At 70.9% G+C, this 13,446-nt stretch carries 12 protein-coding genes; 3 read left to right on the top strand and 9 right to left on the bottom strand.

Annotated features, from left to right (window positions below; genetic code table 11):
* Positions 1–32 precede the first annotated feature (32 nt).
* From EHW97_RS10860 to EHW97_RS10825, 8 genes are all read right to left on the bottom strand, one after another.
* On the bottom strand, positions 33–1,403 hold the full coding sequence (locus tag EHW97_RS10860) for a UDP-N-acetylmuramoyl-tripeptide--D-alanyl-D-alanine ligase (protein ID WP_378079922.1): 1,371 nt from the start codon (positions 1,401–1,403) through the stop codon (positions 33–35).
* Complete coding sequence (locus tag EHW97_RS10855; protein WP_124237189.1) at positions 1,400–2,881, bottom strand: UDP-N-acetylmuramoyl-L-alanyl-D-glutamate--2,6-diaminopimelate ligase; 1,482 nt, start codon at positions 2,879–2,881, stop codon at positions 1,400–1,402. Before EHW97_RS10855 ends, EHW97_RS10860 begins: the two co-directional genes overlap by 4 nt.
* Positions 2,882–2,944: 63 nt before the next feature.
* Positions 2,945–4,687, bottom strand: coding sequence for a peptidoglycan D,D-transpeptidase FtsI family protein (locus EHW97_RS10850; RefSeq protein ID WP_124237188.1), 1,743 nt, complete (start codon positions 4,685–4,687; stop codon positions 2,945–2,947).
* Positions 4,684–5,103: a cell division protein FtsL gene (ftsL, locus tag EHW97_RS10845; RefSeq protein ID WP_124237187.1), complete on the bottom strand. Its 420-nt coding sequence runs from the start codon at positions 5,101–5,103 to the stop codon at positions 4,684–4,686. The genes EHW97_RS10850 and ftsL overlap by 4 nt, the downstream gene beginning before the upstream one ends.
* Complete coding sequence (rsmH, locus tag EHW97_RS10840; RefSeq protein WP_124237186.1) at positions 5,100–6,050, bottom strand: 16S rRNA (cytosine(1402)-N(4))-methyltransferase RsmH; 951 nt, start codon at positions 6,048–6,050, stop codon at positions 5,100–5,102. The genes ftsL and rsmH overlap by 4 nt, the downstream gene beginning before the upstream one ends.
* Positions 6,051–6,258: 208 nt before the next feature.
* On the bottom strand, positions 6,259–6,711 hold the full coding sequence (gene mraZ / locus EHW97_RS10835) for a division/cell wall cluster transcriptional repressor MraZ (protein ID WP_243696403.1): 453 nt from the start codon (positions 6,709–6,711) through the stop codon (positions 6,259–6,261).
* A 239-nt stretch (positions 6,712–6,950) separates the two neighbouring features.
* A complete protein-coding gene (locus EHW97_RS10830) occupies positions 6,951–7,337 on the bottom strand; it encodes a DUF3040 domain-containing protein (RefSeq protein ID WP_124237185.1) in 387 nt (128 codons plus the stop codon).
* A 22-nt stretch (positions 7,338–7,359) separates the two neighbouring features.
* Positions 7,360–8,091: a methyltransferase gene (locus tag EHW97_RS10825; RefSeq protein WP_124237184.1), complete on the bottom strand. Its 732-nt coding sequence runs from the start codon at positions 8,089–8,091 to the stop codon at positions 7,360–7,362.
* Positions 8,092–8,141: 50 nt separating this feature from the next.
* On the opposite strand from EHW97_RS10825, the gene EHW97_RS10820 reads away from it, so the two are divergent.
* Positions 8,142–9,404, top strand: coding sequence for a phytoene desaturase family protein (locus EHW97_RS10820; RefSeq protein WP_124237183.1), 1,263 nt, complete (start codon positions 8,142–8,144; stop codon positions 9,402–9,404).
* A 10-nt stretch (positions 9,405–9,414) separates the two neighbouring features.
* On the opposite strand, the gene metF is transcribed toward EHW97_RS10820, so the two are convergent.
* A complete protein-coding gene (gene metF / locus EHW97_RS10815) occupies positions 9,415–10,308 on the bottom strand; it encodes a methylenetetrahydrofolate reductase [NAD(P)H] (RefSeq protein WP_124237182.1) in 894 nt (297 codons plus the stop codon).
* Between the two features lie 23 nt (positions 10,309–10,331).
* Between metF and EHW97_RS15780 the strand changes: the two genes are divergently transcribed.
* Positions 10,332–11,375, top strand: a complete 1,044-nt coding sequence (locus EHW97_RS15780) for a polyprenyl synthetase family protein (RefSeq protein WP_243696402.1) — start codon at positions 10,332–10,334, stop codon at positions 11,373–11,375.
* A gap of 106 nt (positions 11,376–11,481) precedes the next feature.
* Complete coding sequence (gene pknB, locus EHW97_RS10805) at positions 11,482–13,434, top strand: Stk1 family PASTA domain-containing Ser/Thr kinase (protein WP_166367483.1); 1,953 nt, start codon at positions 11,482–11,484, stop codon at positions 13,432–13,434.
* Positions 13,435–13,446 lie beyond the last annotated feature (12 nt).

Genomic DNA, 13,446 nt, shown 5'->3' with positions numbered 1-13,446 from the left:
CAAGGGGTTCCTTTCGGTGGGTGACGACGGCATCAGTCTGCGAGCAGGGCCTCGGCGACACGTTCGAGACGTTCGCCCCTCGATGCTTTCACAAGCACCACCTGGTCCGGTCGCAGACTAGCCATGAGTCTACGGATCGCCGCGTCGGCCGTCGGGACGACCTCCGCGATCGATCCGGCCCCGCGTGCGATGGGTGCCGCCTCGTCGCCGACGACCAGGACCCGCCCCACCCCCAGCGTCGCAGCGAGCCGACCGACGACCTCGTGATGCTCCTCGCTCGCGTCGCCGAGTTCGAGCATGGCACCGAGGACGGCGACCCCGCGGTCTCCCGGAGCGACAGCGGCGAGGGTGCGGAGGGCGGCCGCCATCGACTCGGGATTGGCGTTGTACGCATCGTTGAGCACGGTGAGCCCGTCCTCGCGCACGTGCCGCTCCATTCGCATAGGCGATCCCGCACCCGCCGCTGCCAACGACGCAAGGGCATCCTCGGTCGACACGCCCGCGGCCCGCGCGGCGGCGAGCGCCGCGGCGGCATTGACCACTTGATGCTCCCCCAACTGCGGCACGGTGAGGTCGTGTTCTTCTCCGTCGACGATCACCTGCAGATGCGGGTGGCCCTGAGCGTCGAGTTCAGGTGCTCCGAGGAAGCGGATGTCCTCGCCAGCACGGCCGAAGGAGGCGACGCGAGCCGCGGTGCGGGCCGCCATCGCCGCGACGCGCACGTCGTCGGCGTTGAGCACGGCGGTCCCGTACGGCGGCAGGGCCTCGACGAGCTCCCCCTTCGCCTGGGCGGTCGCCTCGGGCGAGCCGAACTCCGAGGCGTGGGCGGAACCGACGTTGAGCACCACCCCGACCTCGGGCGGTGCGATGCGACACAGGTGCGCGATGTGGCCGATGCCCCGCGCCCCCATCTCCACGACGAGGTAGCGCGTCTCCTCGTCGGCTCGCAGCACGGTGAGCGGGACGCCGAGCTCGTTGTTGAAGGAGCCTTGCGGCGCGATCGTCGGGCCTGCCGCGCTGAGCACCGAGCCGAGCATGTCCTTGACGCTCGTCTTACCCGCAGAGCCGGTGATGCCGACGACGGTCAGGTTCCCCTGCTCACGCAGACGGTCCAGCACGTGCCGCGCCAGTGCCGCGAGCGCGGCCGTCACGTCGTCGACGAGGATCGAGGGCACGTCGACGTCACGCGTGGCCAGCACCGCAACCGCACCGTCCGCGATCGAGGACGCCGCATAGTCGTGCCCGTCCACGTGCTCTCCCTCGAGCGCGGCGAACAGGGCACCCGGACGCACCTCACGCGAATCGATCACGACGGGCCCGTCGACCGTGACGTCGGCCGCCGCATCGACGAGCCGGCCGTCCACCACCGAGGCGATGTCGCCGAGGGTGAGGCCGGCGATCACGCGCGCGCCTCGAGACACTCGCGCAGGACGTCGCGATCGTCGAAGGGATGCACCACTCCGGCGATCTCCTGTCCCCGCTCGTGCCCCTTGCCGGCGATCACGACGGTGTCACCGGGGCCGGCCATGGCGACGGCCTCCGCGATCGCCGCCTTCCGGCCCGCGACCTCCCTGACCGTGGCGCTCGTGCCGCGCGCTCCACGAAGGACCGCAGCGCGGATGGCACCGGGTTCCTCCGTGCGGGGGTTGTCGTCGGTGACGATGACGACGTCAGCGTGCTGGGCTGCTGCGGCACCCATGAGCGGCCGCTTGCCGTGGTCGCGGTCGCCGCCTGCGCCGATCACGATGATGAGTCGTCCCGTGGTCATGGGCCGCAGCGCGTCGAGCACAGCGACGACCGCGTCCGGCTTGTGCGCGTAGTCGACGACCGCAGTGAAATCCTGCCCGGCGTCCACCCGCTCCATCCGGCCCGGAACGCCCGCGCTCTCCGCGATCCCACGCGCCGCCTCCTGCGGGTCGTGGCCCTGGACGGCGAGCGCCGCGACGACTGCGGCTGCGTTGGCGACGTTGAACGTGCCCGGCAACGGCACGGAGAGGTCGACCTCGACGCCCTCGGGTCCCAGCAGTCGAGCCGTCGTGCCGGTCGGGTGAGCGACGACATCCACGGCGCGCCAGTCGGCCGGGTCACCATGCGTCGAGACCGTGACGACCGGCACCGTCGAGCCCGTGGCCAGGCGCCGTCCGTACTCGTCGTCCACCACGACGACGCCGGAGTTGGCGTGCTGCGGTGTCAGCAGGCTCGCCTTCGCGGCGAAGTACTCCTCCATGTCCGCGTGGAAGTCGAGGTGATCGCGGCCGAGATTGAGGAACACGCCGACGTCGAACGTGAAGCCGTCGACTCGTCCCTGCGCCAGCGCATGGCTCGAGACCTCCATGGCGCAGACCTCGACGTCCTCCTCCCGCATCACGGCGAAGAGCGCCTGGAGCGCGGGCGCTTCGGGCGTGGTGAGCGCGGAGCGCGCCGGCACACCCCCGATGCGTGTGCCGATCGTGCCGATGACGGCGCTGCGATCCGCACCGAGCGCCGCTTCGGCCAGGTACGTACTCGTGGTCTTGCCCTGGGTCCCGGTGATGCCGATCGTCGTGAACGCCTTCGTGGGGTGGTCGTACAGCTCCGCTGCGAGTTCGGGCAGCACGGCCCGCGGGTTCTCCAGCACGATGTAGGGCACGTCGTCCGGCACGCACTGCAGACCGGCCGCGTCGGTCAGCACCGCGACGGCGCCCTCACTCACCGCCTGCGGCGCGTACCGGCCGCCGTGCGTCGTCGACCCCGGGAGCGCGGCATACAGGTCGCCGGGGACGACATCGGCGGTGTTGAGGCTCAACCCCGTCACCTCGGCCTCGCCGAAGGCACGGGCACCCAGCTGCCGGGCGATGGACCGCAGCGAGCGGTGCGGCAGCGCCCGCGGACGTACTCTCATCGACGCTTCCTCCACGGCTCCCAACCTACTGCGTCACGCTCGCGCGCACCGCTCGGGAGGCGATCACCAGTACTGCTCGACCTTGGGCGGCGCGGACCCCGTCGGAGTGACGCCGAAACGCTCCAAGGTCATCGACATGATGTCGTGGAACACCGGTCCGGCGAGCGAGCCACCACCGGCGCTCGCCGGGGGCTTGTCGATGACGACATAGGTGAGGAATCGCGGCTTGTCGGCCGGCGCGAAGCCGGCGAACGACACGGTGTTCTGACCGCGGACGTACCGGCCGGTCTCCGGGTTGACGCGCCACGCGGTGCCGGTCTTGCCCGCCACGCGGTACCCCTCGATCTGCGCCGCAGGGGCCGTGCCGTCGTCGGCGGTGACGGCCTCCATCATGCGCGTGACCTGCGCCGCGGCCTCCGAGGAGACGACCCGTTCGGACTTCCCCGCCTCGTTGGGGGTCTCGGTGCCGTCCGGCGCGATCGTCGACTCCACGACCGTGGGGTCACATGCCACGCCGTCGTTCGCGATGGCACCGAGCGCCCGCATCATCTGCATGGCGGTGACCGAGATGCCCTGCCCGAACGAGGTCGTGGCGTGCTTGGCGTCGGTCCAGCTGTCCGCCTTCTCCAGGATGCCCGCCGATTCACCGGGCAGCTCGACCCCGGTCGCCCTGCCGAACCCGAACTTGCTCAGGTAGTCGTGGAAAGTCTCGTCGTCCATCTGCTGGGCGGCGATGATCGTGCCGAGGTTGGACGATTGGGCGATCACGCCGGCGGCGGTCATCTGCAGTTCGCCGTGGTCCCAGTGGTCGCCGATCGGGAACCCGTCGATGACCATCTGGCTCGGCACGCGGATCTTGGAGTCGGCGTCGATGAGGCCCTGGTCGGCCAGCGCCGCCATCGTGACCGGCTTCATGACCGAGCCCGGCTCGTACACCGTCTGGGTGGCCCGCGACACCGTGTTGCGCTCGGTGATGCCGGTCCGGGCGTCGGGGTCGAATGTCGGCGACTGCGAGATCTGCAGGATCTGGCACGTCTTGACGTCCATCGTGATCGCCAGGCCCCAGTCGGCGCCGGCGGACGAGACGACCTCGGCGAGCCGTTGATCGGCGTACCACTGCAGGTCACGGTCGATCGTGGTCTTGACCGACGTGCCGGGCACCATCTCCTCCACGGTGCTGTCGGCCATCGGGATGCGCTGTCCCGTCGAGGACACCTCGAAGGTGCTCGACCCGTCCTTGCCGGTGAGCGTCTCGTCGTACATCTGCTCGATGCCCTGGACGCCCTTGCCCTCGGCGTCGGTGAAGCCGAGCAGGTTGGCCGCCAGCGATCCGCCCGGATAGCTGCGCAGCACCTCCTTCTCGGTGAAGACGCCGGTGTAGGACGCGTCGCGGACGGCCTCGACCGCGTCGGTCGCCTCGGAAGCGGGCAGGTCGCGCACGAGGTAGACGAAGCGGGAGTCCGGCGTACGCAGGGTTTCGATCGTCTCGAAGTAGTCGATGCGATCGGGCAGCTTCTCGTAGAGGATGCGGGCGATCTGCGGAGCGTGCTCGGCGGTCATGCTCGGATCGGCCGTGATCGTGAGCCCGTCGACGTTCGAGGCCAACTCGACGCCGTTGCGGTCGAGGATCTCGCCGCGCGGGGCGGGCACGGTCGTGGTCGCCGTCCCGGTCTGCACCGCCATCGCGGCGTACGCCTTGGCGTCGACGCCCTGGATCTGGAACAGGCGTGCTCCGAACAACAGGAACACCGCGAGCACGACGATGAGACAGAAGCGCAAGCGTCGGCGCGTCACCGCAGTCGTCACGGCGCACCTCCGGGTTCGGCCGGGATCGGCTGGCCGATGACGGCGCCGTCCGTCAGCCGCAGGAACACCGGCGTCGCCGGCGGCACCATGCCGTCGTCGGCGGCCTTCTTGGCGAGGGACTGCGGACTCTGCAGGTCCTGCAGCTCGCGCTCGAGTGCCTGCCGTTGGATCTGCAGGCTCTCCGCCTCGCGCGAGAGCTCGGAGAGCTGGAACGACTGCGCCTGCATGAGCGTGCTCATGACGATGAGACCGACGAGACCGAGACCGAGCACTCCCAGCAGCACGACGACGAACGGCGCCTTGTGCGCACGCTGGCGAACCGGCGCGACCAGGCGCAGCCCGGCTGATCGGACCTCGTGGCCGCGGGCGACGAGCGCGCGGCCTGCATGGGCGGCGGCAGTACCTCGTGCGCTCATGCGGTGATCCTCTCGACGGCGCGCAGCCGGACCGGCTTCGCGCGGGGGTTCTCAGCGATCTCGGCGTCGGAGGCCTTCTCCGCGCCACGGGTGACGAGTCGGAACTTCGCCTCGTGCTCCGCAGGCACCACCGGGAGCCCCGGCGGCGCCGTGGACGTCGTGGCCTGGGCGAAGACCCGTTTGGTGATGCGGTCCTCGAGCGAGTGGTAGGCCATCACGACGACGCGACCGCCCACCGCGGTGTGCTCAAGGGCGGCGGGCAGAGCGCGACGCGCCGCTCCCAGCTCGTCGTTGACCTCGATCCGCAGCGCCTGGAACGTCCGCTTGGCCGGGTGTCCTCCGGTCCTGCGTGCCGGTGCCGGGATCGCGTCGCGGACGAGCTCGACGAGCCGCGCGCTCGTGGTGAACGGCTCCTCCGCCCGCGCTCGCACGACGGCGTCGGCGATGCGGCGGGCGAACTTCTCCTCGCCGTACTCGCGCAGCACCCGCGCCAGCTCGGCCGCCTCGTAGGTGTTGAGGACGTCGGCGGCTGTCAGGGGGTCGCCGGGGTTCATCCGCATGTCGAGCGGAGCGTCCTGGGCGTAGGCGAAGCCGCGCTCGGCCTGATCGAGTTGCATCGACGACACCCCGAGGTCGAACAGCAGGCCGGCCACTCGCTCGACGCCGGCGGCGGCCGTCGCGTCGGCGATGGCGTCATAGACCGCGTGGACGCCCACGAAGCGATCACCGAACGGTGCCAGTCGTTCGCTCGCCCGTCGCAGCGCGTCGGGGTCACGATCGATGCCGACCACCCTCACCTGCTCGAAGCGCTGGAGCATGGCCTCTGCGTGGCCGCCGAGTCCGAGGGTGGCGTCCACGATCACGGGAGCCGTCGACGCCTCGATGGCGGGCGCGAGCAGTGCGAGGACCCGTTCGCGCAGGACCGGCACGTGCTGCGCCGGTGTCATAGGGACCCCAGGGCGAACGCGATCACGGCGGTCACTGCGGCGGACCCGCCGAGCGACACCGCCATCACGGCGCAGCGCTCGGCGATCTGCCGTCGCAACCGCGGGGCAGCTCCTGGCGCGGTCGTGGGGACAGATCCCCGCCCGCGTGGTTCTGACACCGGGGAAGGGATGTCAGATCCACCCAGGCGGGCATCTGAGCCCGCTACCGTCAGAAGATGCCCGGCATCACCTCGTCGGACATGTCCGCGAAGGTGTCCTCCTGCTCGGCGGAGAACTCGTCCCAACGCTGTGAGTCCCAGATCTCGATGCGGTCCATCGCACCGACGACCGTGCAGTCGCGGCCGAGACTCGCCCACTCCCGCAGCACGGGAGGGATCGAGATCCTCCCCTGCTTGTCCGGCGTCTCCGATGACGCGCCGGAGAACAGCATCCGCAGGAAGTTGCGCGCCTGCCGGTTGGTGAACGGCGTCGAGCGCACCCGATCGGTGAACTCCGTGAACGCCTCGGGCGTCCAGCCGTAGATGCAGTGCTCCTGACCCCGCGTGAGGATCACGCCGTGCTCGAGCCGGGGCCGGAACTTGGCGGGCAGGAAGAGGCGCCCCTTGTCGTCCAGACGCGGGGTGTAGGTGCCGAAGAAGTTGGTGACGTCGGGATTCACCACGGCCCTCCTCACCTCGCGCCATGAGCCACATGAGCTGCTCCTCCACCAGTTGCTCCATTTTGCACCACCTTAACCCACTTTGCACCACCTTTCCGCCACAGACACGTCGACACGGCGCGTGTCGTGGCGGGAGCAGACGAAAGCCCCGCCGGCTTTTTGCCTGCGGGGCATAGAAAAACCGCCCTCACCTCGCGGTGGGGCGGTTGAGTGGTGGGAAGTGGTGCGTCAGTGGAGCATGATCAGCGTCCGTCGTCCTGACGACGGTTCCAGCGCTCCTCCATCCGGTCGACGAAGGACCCCGAACCCGAGCCCTTGGGCTGCGGCGACCTCGGCCTGCCCTCCTCGCCGCCGCCCATCATGCCGCGCCGCCAGGTGCGGATGAAGGCGTAGGCGCTGGCCACCATGGCGACGAAACCGACCACACCGAGCCAGGTGGTGGCGGTGACCGCGCCGGCCAGCAGCATGGCGACGGCCGCGATGAATCCGACCGCGGCCAGCACAGCGAACTTGCGATACTGCGCGGCCAGCTTCGAACCGCGCAGAGTGGACGCGAAGTCGGGATCTTCCTCGGCCAGCGACTGCTCGAGCTGGGCCAGCAGGCGGGCCTCTTCGTCAGAGAGCGGCACGGTGGACTCCTCGGTCGGGTGGTTACTTCGATTCTAGGCGTGCGATCTGCTGGAGACCACCCGAGCAGGTGGAGAAATCGCGGCGGCTGCGAGCCGATTGTTCCAGGGCGAACAGCGCCTCCCGAGCACCCGGTTCCGTGTCGACGACGGAGCTCGGGACCAGGTCGGCGAAGACCCGCAGTCCACGGGTGGGAGCGGCCGCGAACCCGTGCGCCTCCAGCAGGGCGTCGAGTTCCTCGGCGAAGAAGCGGCGGGGACCGTGATCGCGCACGTCCCACGCGTCGAGTGGACGCTCCACGAGGGCCAGCGCGCCGGCGAAGTCTCCGGTGACCGCCCGCGCCAGCGCCCCGCCGACTCGACCCGCCACGGCCACGCTCACCAGACCCTCGGGCACGAGCGCGGTGGCGACGGCTGCGAGGGCCGCGTCGGGGTCCTCGACGTACTCGAGCACGCCGTGGCACAGCACGAGGTCGACCGACGCCGCCGGGACGTGATCACCGAGGTCTCCGGTGTCACCCAGCACGTGGCGGATCTCGACGCCGGCCTCATCGGCTCGTCGGGCCAGTGCCGCGAGCGCGTCCGGGCTCGGGTCGACGACGGTCACCTCGTGGCCGGCTTGGGCGACGCGTACCGCGTCGCTGCCCGTGCCGCCTCCGAGGTCGAGCACGCGAAGGACCTGACTGCTGCCGGCCGTCGCGACATCCAGCGCGTCGCGCACCGCCTGCCACATGACCTCACCGCGTACCGGACCCATGACCACAGCCTAGGGGACCGGCCTCGGCCCCACGGTCGTATGCTGCCGCCATGGCCCGCGTGGTGATCGTCGGTGGTGGCTTCGCCGGCCTGACGGCGGCCGCGCGCCTCGCGAAGCTGCGGCACGACGTGACTCTGCTGGAAGCGTCCGGAACCCTCGGCGGCCGGTTGCGCGGCCTCGAATGGGACGACCACGCCTGGCACCTCTCCCCCGAGACCGTGACGCTGCCGGGCGTCTTCCGCGACTTCTTCCGCAAGTCCGGCCGCACGATGGACCGCGTCATCGACATCTCCCCGGCCGGCCCGCGCCGGCACATCGTGGTGCGGGGCCGACGTCGCGACGTTCTCGACCTGCCGTTCGGCACCCGCGGTGCCCAGCACGACGCGGTGGTCGAGACGTTCGGATCGGATCCGTGGTCCCCGTGGGTGGACTCGCTGGGGCCGGTGTGGGACGGCGTGCGGCGCCGCATGTTCGACGAGGTCTATGACGGCGGGCTCGAGCGGCCGTATCGGCGGCTGCTGCGGCCGCGGCGGACCGTACGGCAGGCGGCCCGGTCGGCCTTCCGCGACCGCCGTTTCCGCACCCTGGTGCTCGATCCGGTGAGGCTGGCCGGCGACGACCCCGCGCACACACCCGCCTACACGAGCGTGTGGCACTACGCCGAGCGCAACTTCGGGCGGTGGCGCTTCGCCGGCGGGCTTCCCGCGCTCGCCGCCGCGCTCGAGCGACGGACCGGCGAGCGGAAGGTCGACGTGGTGCGGTCGACGCGCGCCCTGGACGTGAGGTACGCCGACGGAGCAGTCAGCGGTGTCGAGACCGCCGACGGCACTGTCGACGCCGAGGTGGTGGTGTGGTGCGCTCCGGAGCTGCCCCGCTCCTACCGCGAACCGTCGTTGGTGCGACGGATTCCGGCGCCGCGTTCGCTGCTCGTGCTGCGCGAGCCCCTCGACCTCCCCGAGGAGATCGTGGTGCACGCCGAGCTCCCCGTGCGCCTCTGGCAGTCCGGTCCTCGCCACTGGGTCGCGGAGAACCGGGCTGGCGGAGACGTCCTCGACGTCCTGGCGAGCGCCGGGATGGACTGGCGGCCGCTGGTGACCGCCCGCCGCGACCTCGCGCCGCGCGAACTCGTCGGACTCGGGCACGACGGCTGGGCCTGGCGCGGATGGCGCGCGGCGGCGCAACGTCCGGGGGTTGCGGCGCGACACGGTCTGTTCTTCGCCGGCGCGCACGCCCACCCGGGGTCGACGCTCGAGCTCGTCGGGCTCGCGACCGCCGCGGTGGCCGGTCACCTCGGAGAGGTGCCGCGCCGCTGACCGGGACCGCTCAGATGCGGCCTTCGGCGCGCAGCGTCTCGAAGATCTCCCGGGTGGCCTTGGAGCGGTTGAGCGTCATGAAGTGCAGTCCCGGCGCGCCCGCGTCGAGGACGTCGCGGCACAGCTGGGTGGCGAGCTCGATGCCCTTCGCGCGCACCGCCGCACGGTCCTCGGCGATCGGTTCGATCTGCTCGAGGACCTCCGCCGGCATGGCCGCCCCGGAGAGCTCGGCCATGCGCGCCACCTGCCCGAAGTTGAGGATCGGCATGATGCCCGGGATGATCGGCAGATCGCACCCGAGGCCGCGAACCCGCTCGACGAGCTCGACATAGTCGCTGGCGCGGAAGAACAGCTGGGTGATCGCGAACTCGGCACCCGCGCGAGCTTTGGCCACCAGCACCTCGGCGCACGCCTCGAGACTCTCGGCGTCGGGATGCCCCTCGGGGAACGCGGCCACGCCGACGGTGATCCCGCCCATGCGCTCCGCGAGTTCCACGAGTTCGATGGCGTGATTCATGCCCTCGGGGTGACCCTCCCACGGAGCCCGCGGGCCGCCCTGGGGATCGCCGCGCAGCGCCAGCACGTGGTCGACGCCCGCCGCGAGGTACTGCTTGAGGACCGACTCGATCTCCGCCGTGCTCTGGCCGACCAGGGTCAGGTGGCCGACCGGCTTCATCGACGAACCGCGGGCGATCCGCTCGGTGATGCGGACCGTGCGCTCCTGGCTGGTGCCGCCGGCGCCGTAGGTCACCGAGACGAACGTCGGGGCGAGCGGCTCCAGCTCCGAGATCGTGCGCCACAGCTGCTCCTCGCCCTCATCGTCCTTGGGCGGGAAGAACTCGAACGACGTGGTGGGGCGCTCGTCGCGCAGAGCGTCGACGAGGGAGCGGTCGGATGCGGGCACGTGCCAACGGTATCGTGATGGATGTGACCACCCCGCTCGACGATTCCACATTCCGGGAGCGCGTCGAGCACGAGTTGCACGCCGTCGCCGCGGCGCAGCGCGCGCGGCTGTCCGACATCGCGGCCCCGCTGACCGAGCTCGTCGACGCTGCCGCGGCGTTCGTCGCCGGAGGCAAACTGCTCCGGCCCCTCTTCTGCTTCGCCGGCTGGCAGATCGCCGGCGGCGATCCGGACGACCCCCGCATCGCCCGCGCCGCGGCCGCGTTCGAGTGGCTTCAAGGCAGCGCGCTCGTCCACGACGACCTCATGGACGGTTCGGATACCCGCCGCGGCCGTCCGAGCGTGCACCGCGCGTTCGAGGCGCAGCATCGCCAGGAGGGACGCTCCGGCGATCCTGTCGCCTTCGGGAGCCAGACCGCGATCCTGCTCGGCGACCTGCTGCTCAGCTGGGCCGACGAGCAGATCCGGCGCGTCCCCGAGGGCACCGACTGGCACCTGACGCGGGCGCTCCGCTTCTGGGATCTGGCCAAGACCGAGGTCATCGCGGGGCAGTTCCTCGACGTGCTGGCGCAGACGCGCCGTGAGTTGAGTGTCGAGGACGCCATGCGGGTGGTGCGATTCAAGGCGGCGACCTACACGATCGAGCGTCCGCTGCACGTCGGTGCGACCCTCGCCGGCGCCGACGACGCCCTGCTCGCCGGCCTGACCCGCGTGGCCCTTCCCCTCGGTGAGGCGTTCCAGCTGCGTGACGACGTGCTCGGCGTCTTCGGCGACGCCGCCGCGACCGGCAAGCCCACCGGCGACGACCTGCGTGAGGGCAAACGCACGGTGCTCGTCGCCCGGGCGGCCGAGCGCCTCGGCGCGGACCGCGTCCTCGGTCTGCTCGGTCATGAACACGGCGTCGACGAACTCGCCGCGCTCATCGAGTCCAGTGGGGCCCGCGCCGACGTCGAGGACGACATCGCCCGCCTCGAACGCGAGGCCGACGATGCTCTGGCGGCCCTCGGTCCCGAGGCGGTCAGGATCCTCACGCCGCTGGCTCGAGCCGCGACGCGTCGACACCGCTGACGAGGCGCGCCGCAGCGCCGCGAATCGACGGGAGTTTCGCGGCGGTTCTCTACACTCAAAGGGTCCGGGCCGGCCGGCCCACGACGCATGCCGCGAGGAGGTATCGGTGACGGTCACCGGCGATCAAGCGCTGGTCGGGCACACGCTCGACGGCCGTTACGTGATCCACGAGCGGATCGCGCGCGGTGGCATGGCCAGTGTCTTCCGCGCCACCGACCTGCGCCTCGACCGCATCGTCGCGGTCAAGATCATGCACGCCGGCCTCGGCGACGCCGATGATTTCCGGCAGCGTTTCGTCTCCGAGGCCAAGGCGGCCGCCAAACTCAACCACCGCAGTGTCGTGGCGGTCTTCGACCAGGGCACCGACGGCGACTTCACCTACCTCGTCATGGAGTACGTCCCGGGGCGCACCCTGCGCGACGTGCTCCGTGACGAGGCCCCGATGTCACCCCAGCAGGCGCTCGCCTACCTCGACCCCATCCTGCAGGCGTTGTCCGAGGCGCACGCGGCGAAACTCATCCACCGCGACGTCAAGCCCGAGAACGTCCTCATCACGCCGACCGGCGAGGTCAAGGTGGCGGACTTCGGGCTGGCGCGCGCCGTGAGCACCTCGACGACGCACAGCGGCGGCGCCCTCATCGGCACGGTCTCCTACCTGGCGCCGGAGGTCGTCCTGCACCGCGGCTCGGACCCTCGCGCCGACGTGTACGCGTGCGGGGCGATGCTCTTCGAGATGCTCACCGGCCGCAAGCCGCACGTGGCCGATACGCCCATCCAGGTCGCGTACATGCACGTCAACGTCGACGTCCCGGCACCGTCGACGCTCGTGGGCGGTCTGCCCGACTACGTCGACGCGCTGGTCGCACGGGCTACATCGCGCGATCCCGAACGCCGCTCCCCCGACGCCCGCGCGCTGCTGCACCAAGTCCGGCAGGTGCGGCGCGCGCTCGCCGACGGCGCCGAGGACGATCCCGAGCTCGCGGCGGATCTGCTGCCGACCTCACCCCGGGACAGTGAGGACGAGCCGACCCAGGCCGTCGACCTCGCCGCGCTCGGCTCGGCCGCCGACACCGCGCACACGACCGCGATCGCCGAACCCACCGTCGCCTGGTCCCAGCCCGCGCCAGTCCAGCCCGACGAGGTTGTCGAGAAGGAGGCACCCCGACGCGAGAAGTCCCGCCGGGGCCTGTTCCTCCTCATCGCCGCGCTGATCGCGCTCGTGCTGACGGCGCTCGGCGGGTGGTATGTCGCAGTCGGCCGTTACGTCGACGCTCCCGAACTCACCGGGCTGTCACGCGACGACGCGGTGAAGACCGCACAGGCGGACGGTTTCGAGGTCGAATTCGCTCCCGCCGCGTTCTCCGAGGACGTCCCAGCCGATCACGTCATCTCCACCGATCCGGCCGCCGGCGAGCAGATCCTGCCCGACACCACCATCACCGTGACCTTGTCCAAGGGCAAGGAGCGCTACGAGGTCCCCGACCTCGCCGGCAAGACGGTCGATGAGGCGCAGACGATCGTGGGATCGCTCAATCTCAAGCTCGGCGACACGACCGAGGAGTTCCACGAGGAGATCCCGCAAGGCAGCATCATCCGCGTGACCAACTACGACGTCGGGGCGCAGGTCAAGCGCGACACCGCACTCGACATCGTCGTGAGCAAGGGCCGCGAGCCCATCGCGATCACCGACTACGTCGGCACACCGATCGACGAAGCCCGCAACGGGCTGCAGGGCGTCGGATTCCTGGTGAACGTCCAGGAGGAGTTCAGCGACGACGTCGAGGAGGGGCGGGTGATCTCCCAGCAGCCGCAGGGTGGCACCGCGTTCCGTGGCGACACCGTCACCCTCGTCGTGTCGAAGGGCCCCGAGATGGTCAAGGTGCCCGACCTCGGCGGCAAGTCCGAGGCCGATGCCAAGAAGGCGGTCGAGGAGGCGGGGCTCAAGCTCAACGCCACCCGCAACCCCCTCGCCGGCGACGGCGCGAAGGTGCGCTTCCAGAGCCCGAGCGCCGGAACGGAACGCCGCAAGGGCGAGACCGTCACCGTCTTCCTCAGCTGACCGGACTCACCC

The organism is Aeromicrobium camelliae, from assembly GCF_003850045.1.
GTDB classification, from domain to species: Bacteria; Actinomycetota; Actinomycetes; order Propionibacteriales; family Nocardioidaceae; genus Aeromicrobium; species Aeromicrobium camelliae.
This window is presented reverse-complemented; position numbering and strand designations above follow the sequence as displayed.

Bases quoted from the DNA above. Each gene is read 5' to 3' on its own strand.
- EHW97_RS10825 (WP_124237184.1), bottom strand. From the start codon at position 8,091: ATGGGTCCGGTACGCGGTGAGGTCATGTGGCAGGCGGTGCGCGACGCG.
- EHW97_RS10855 (WP_124237189.1), bottom strand. From the start codon at position 2,881: ATGAGAGTACGTCCGCGGGCGCTGCCGCACCGCTCGCTGCGGTCCATC.
- EHW97_RS10820 (WP_124237183.1), top strand. From the start codon at position 8,142: ATGGCCCGCGTGGTGATCGTCGGTGGTGGCTTCGCCGGCCTGACGGCG.
- ftsL (WP_124237187.1), bottom strand. From the start codon at position 5,103: ATGAGCGCACGAGGTACTGCCGCCGCCCATGCAGGCCGCGCGCTCGTC.
- rsmH (WP_124237186.1), bottom strand. From the start codon at position 6,050: ATGACACCGGCGCAGCACGTGCCGGTCCTGCGCGAACGGGTCCTCGCA.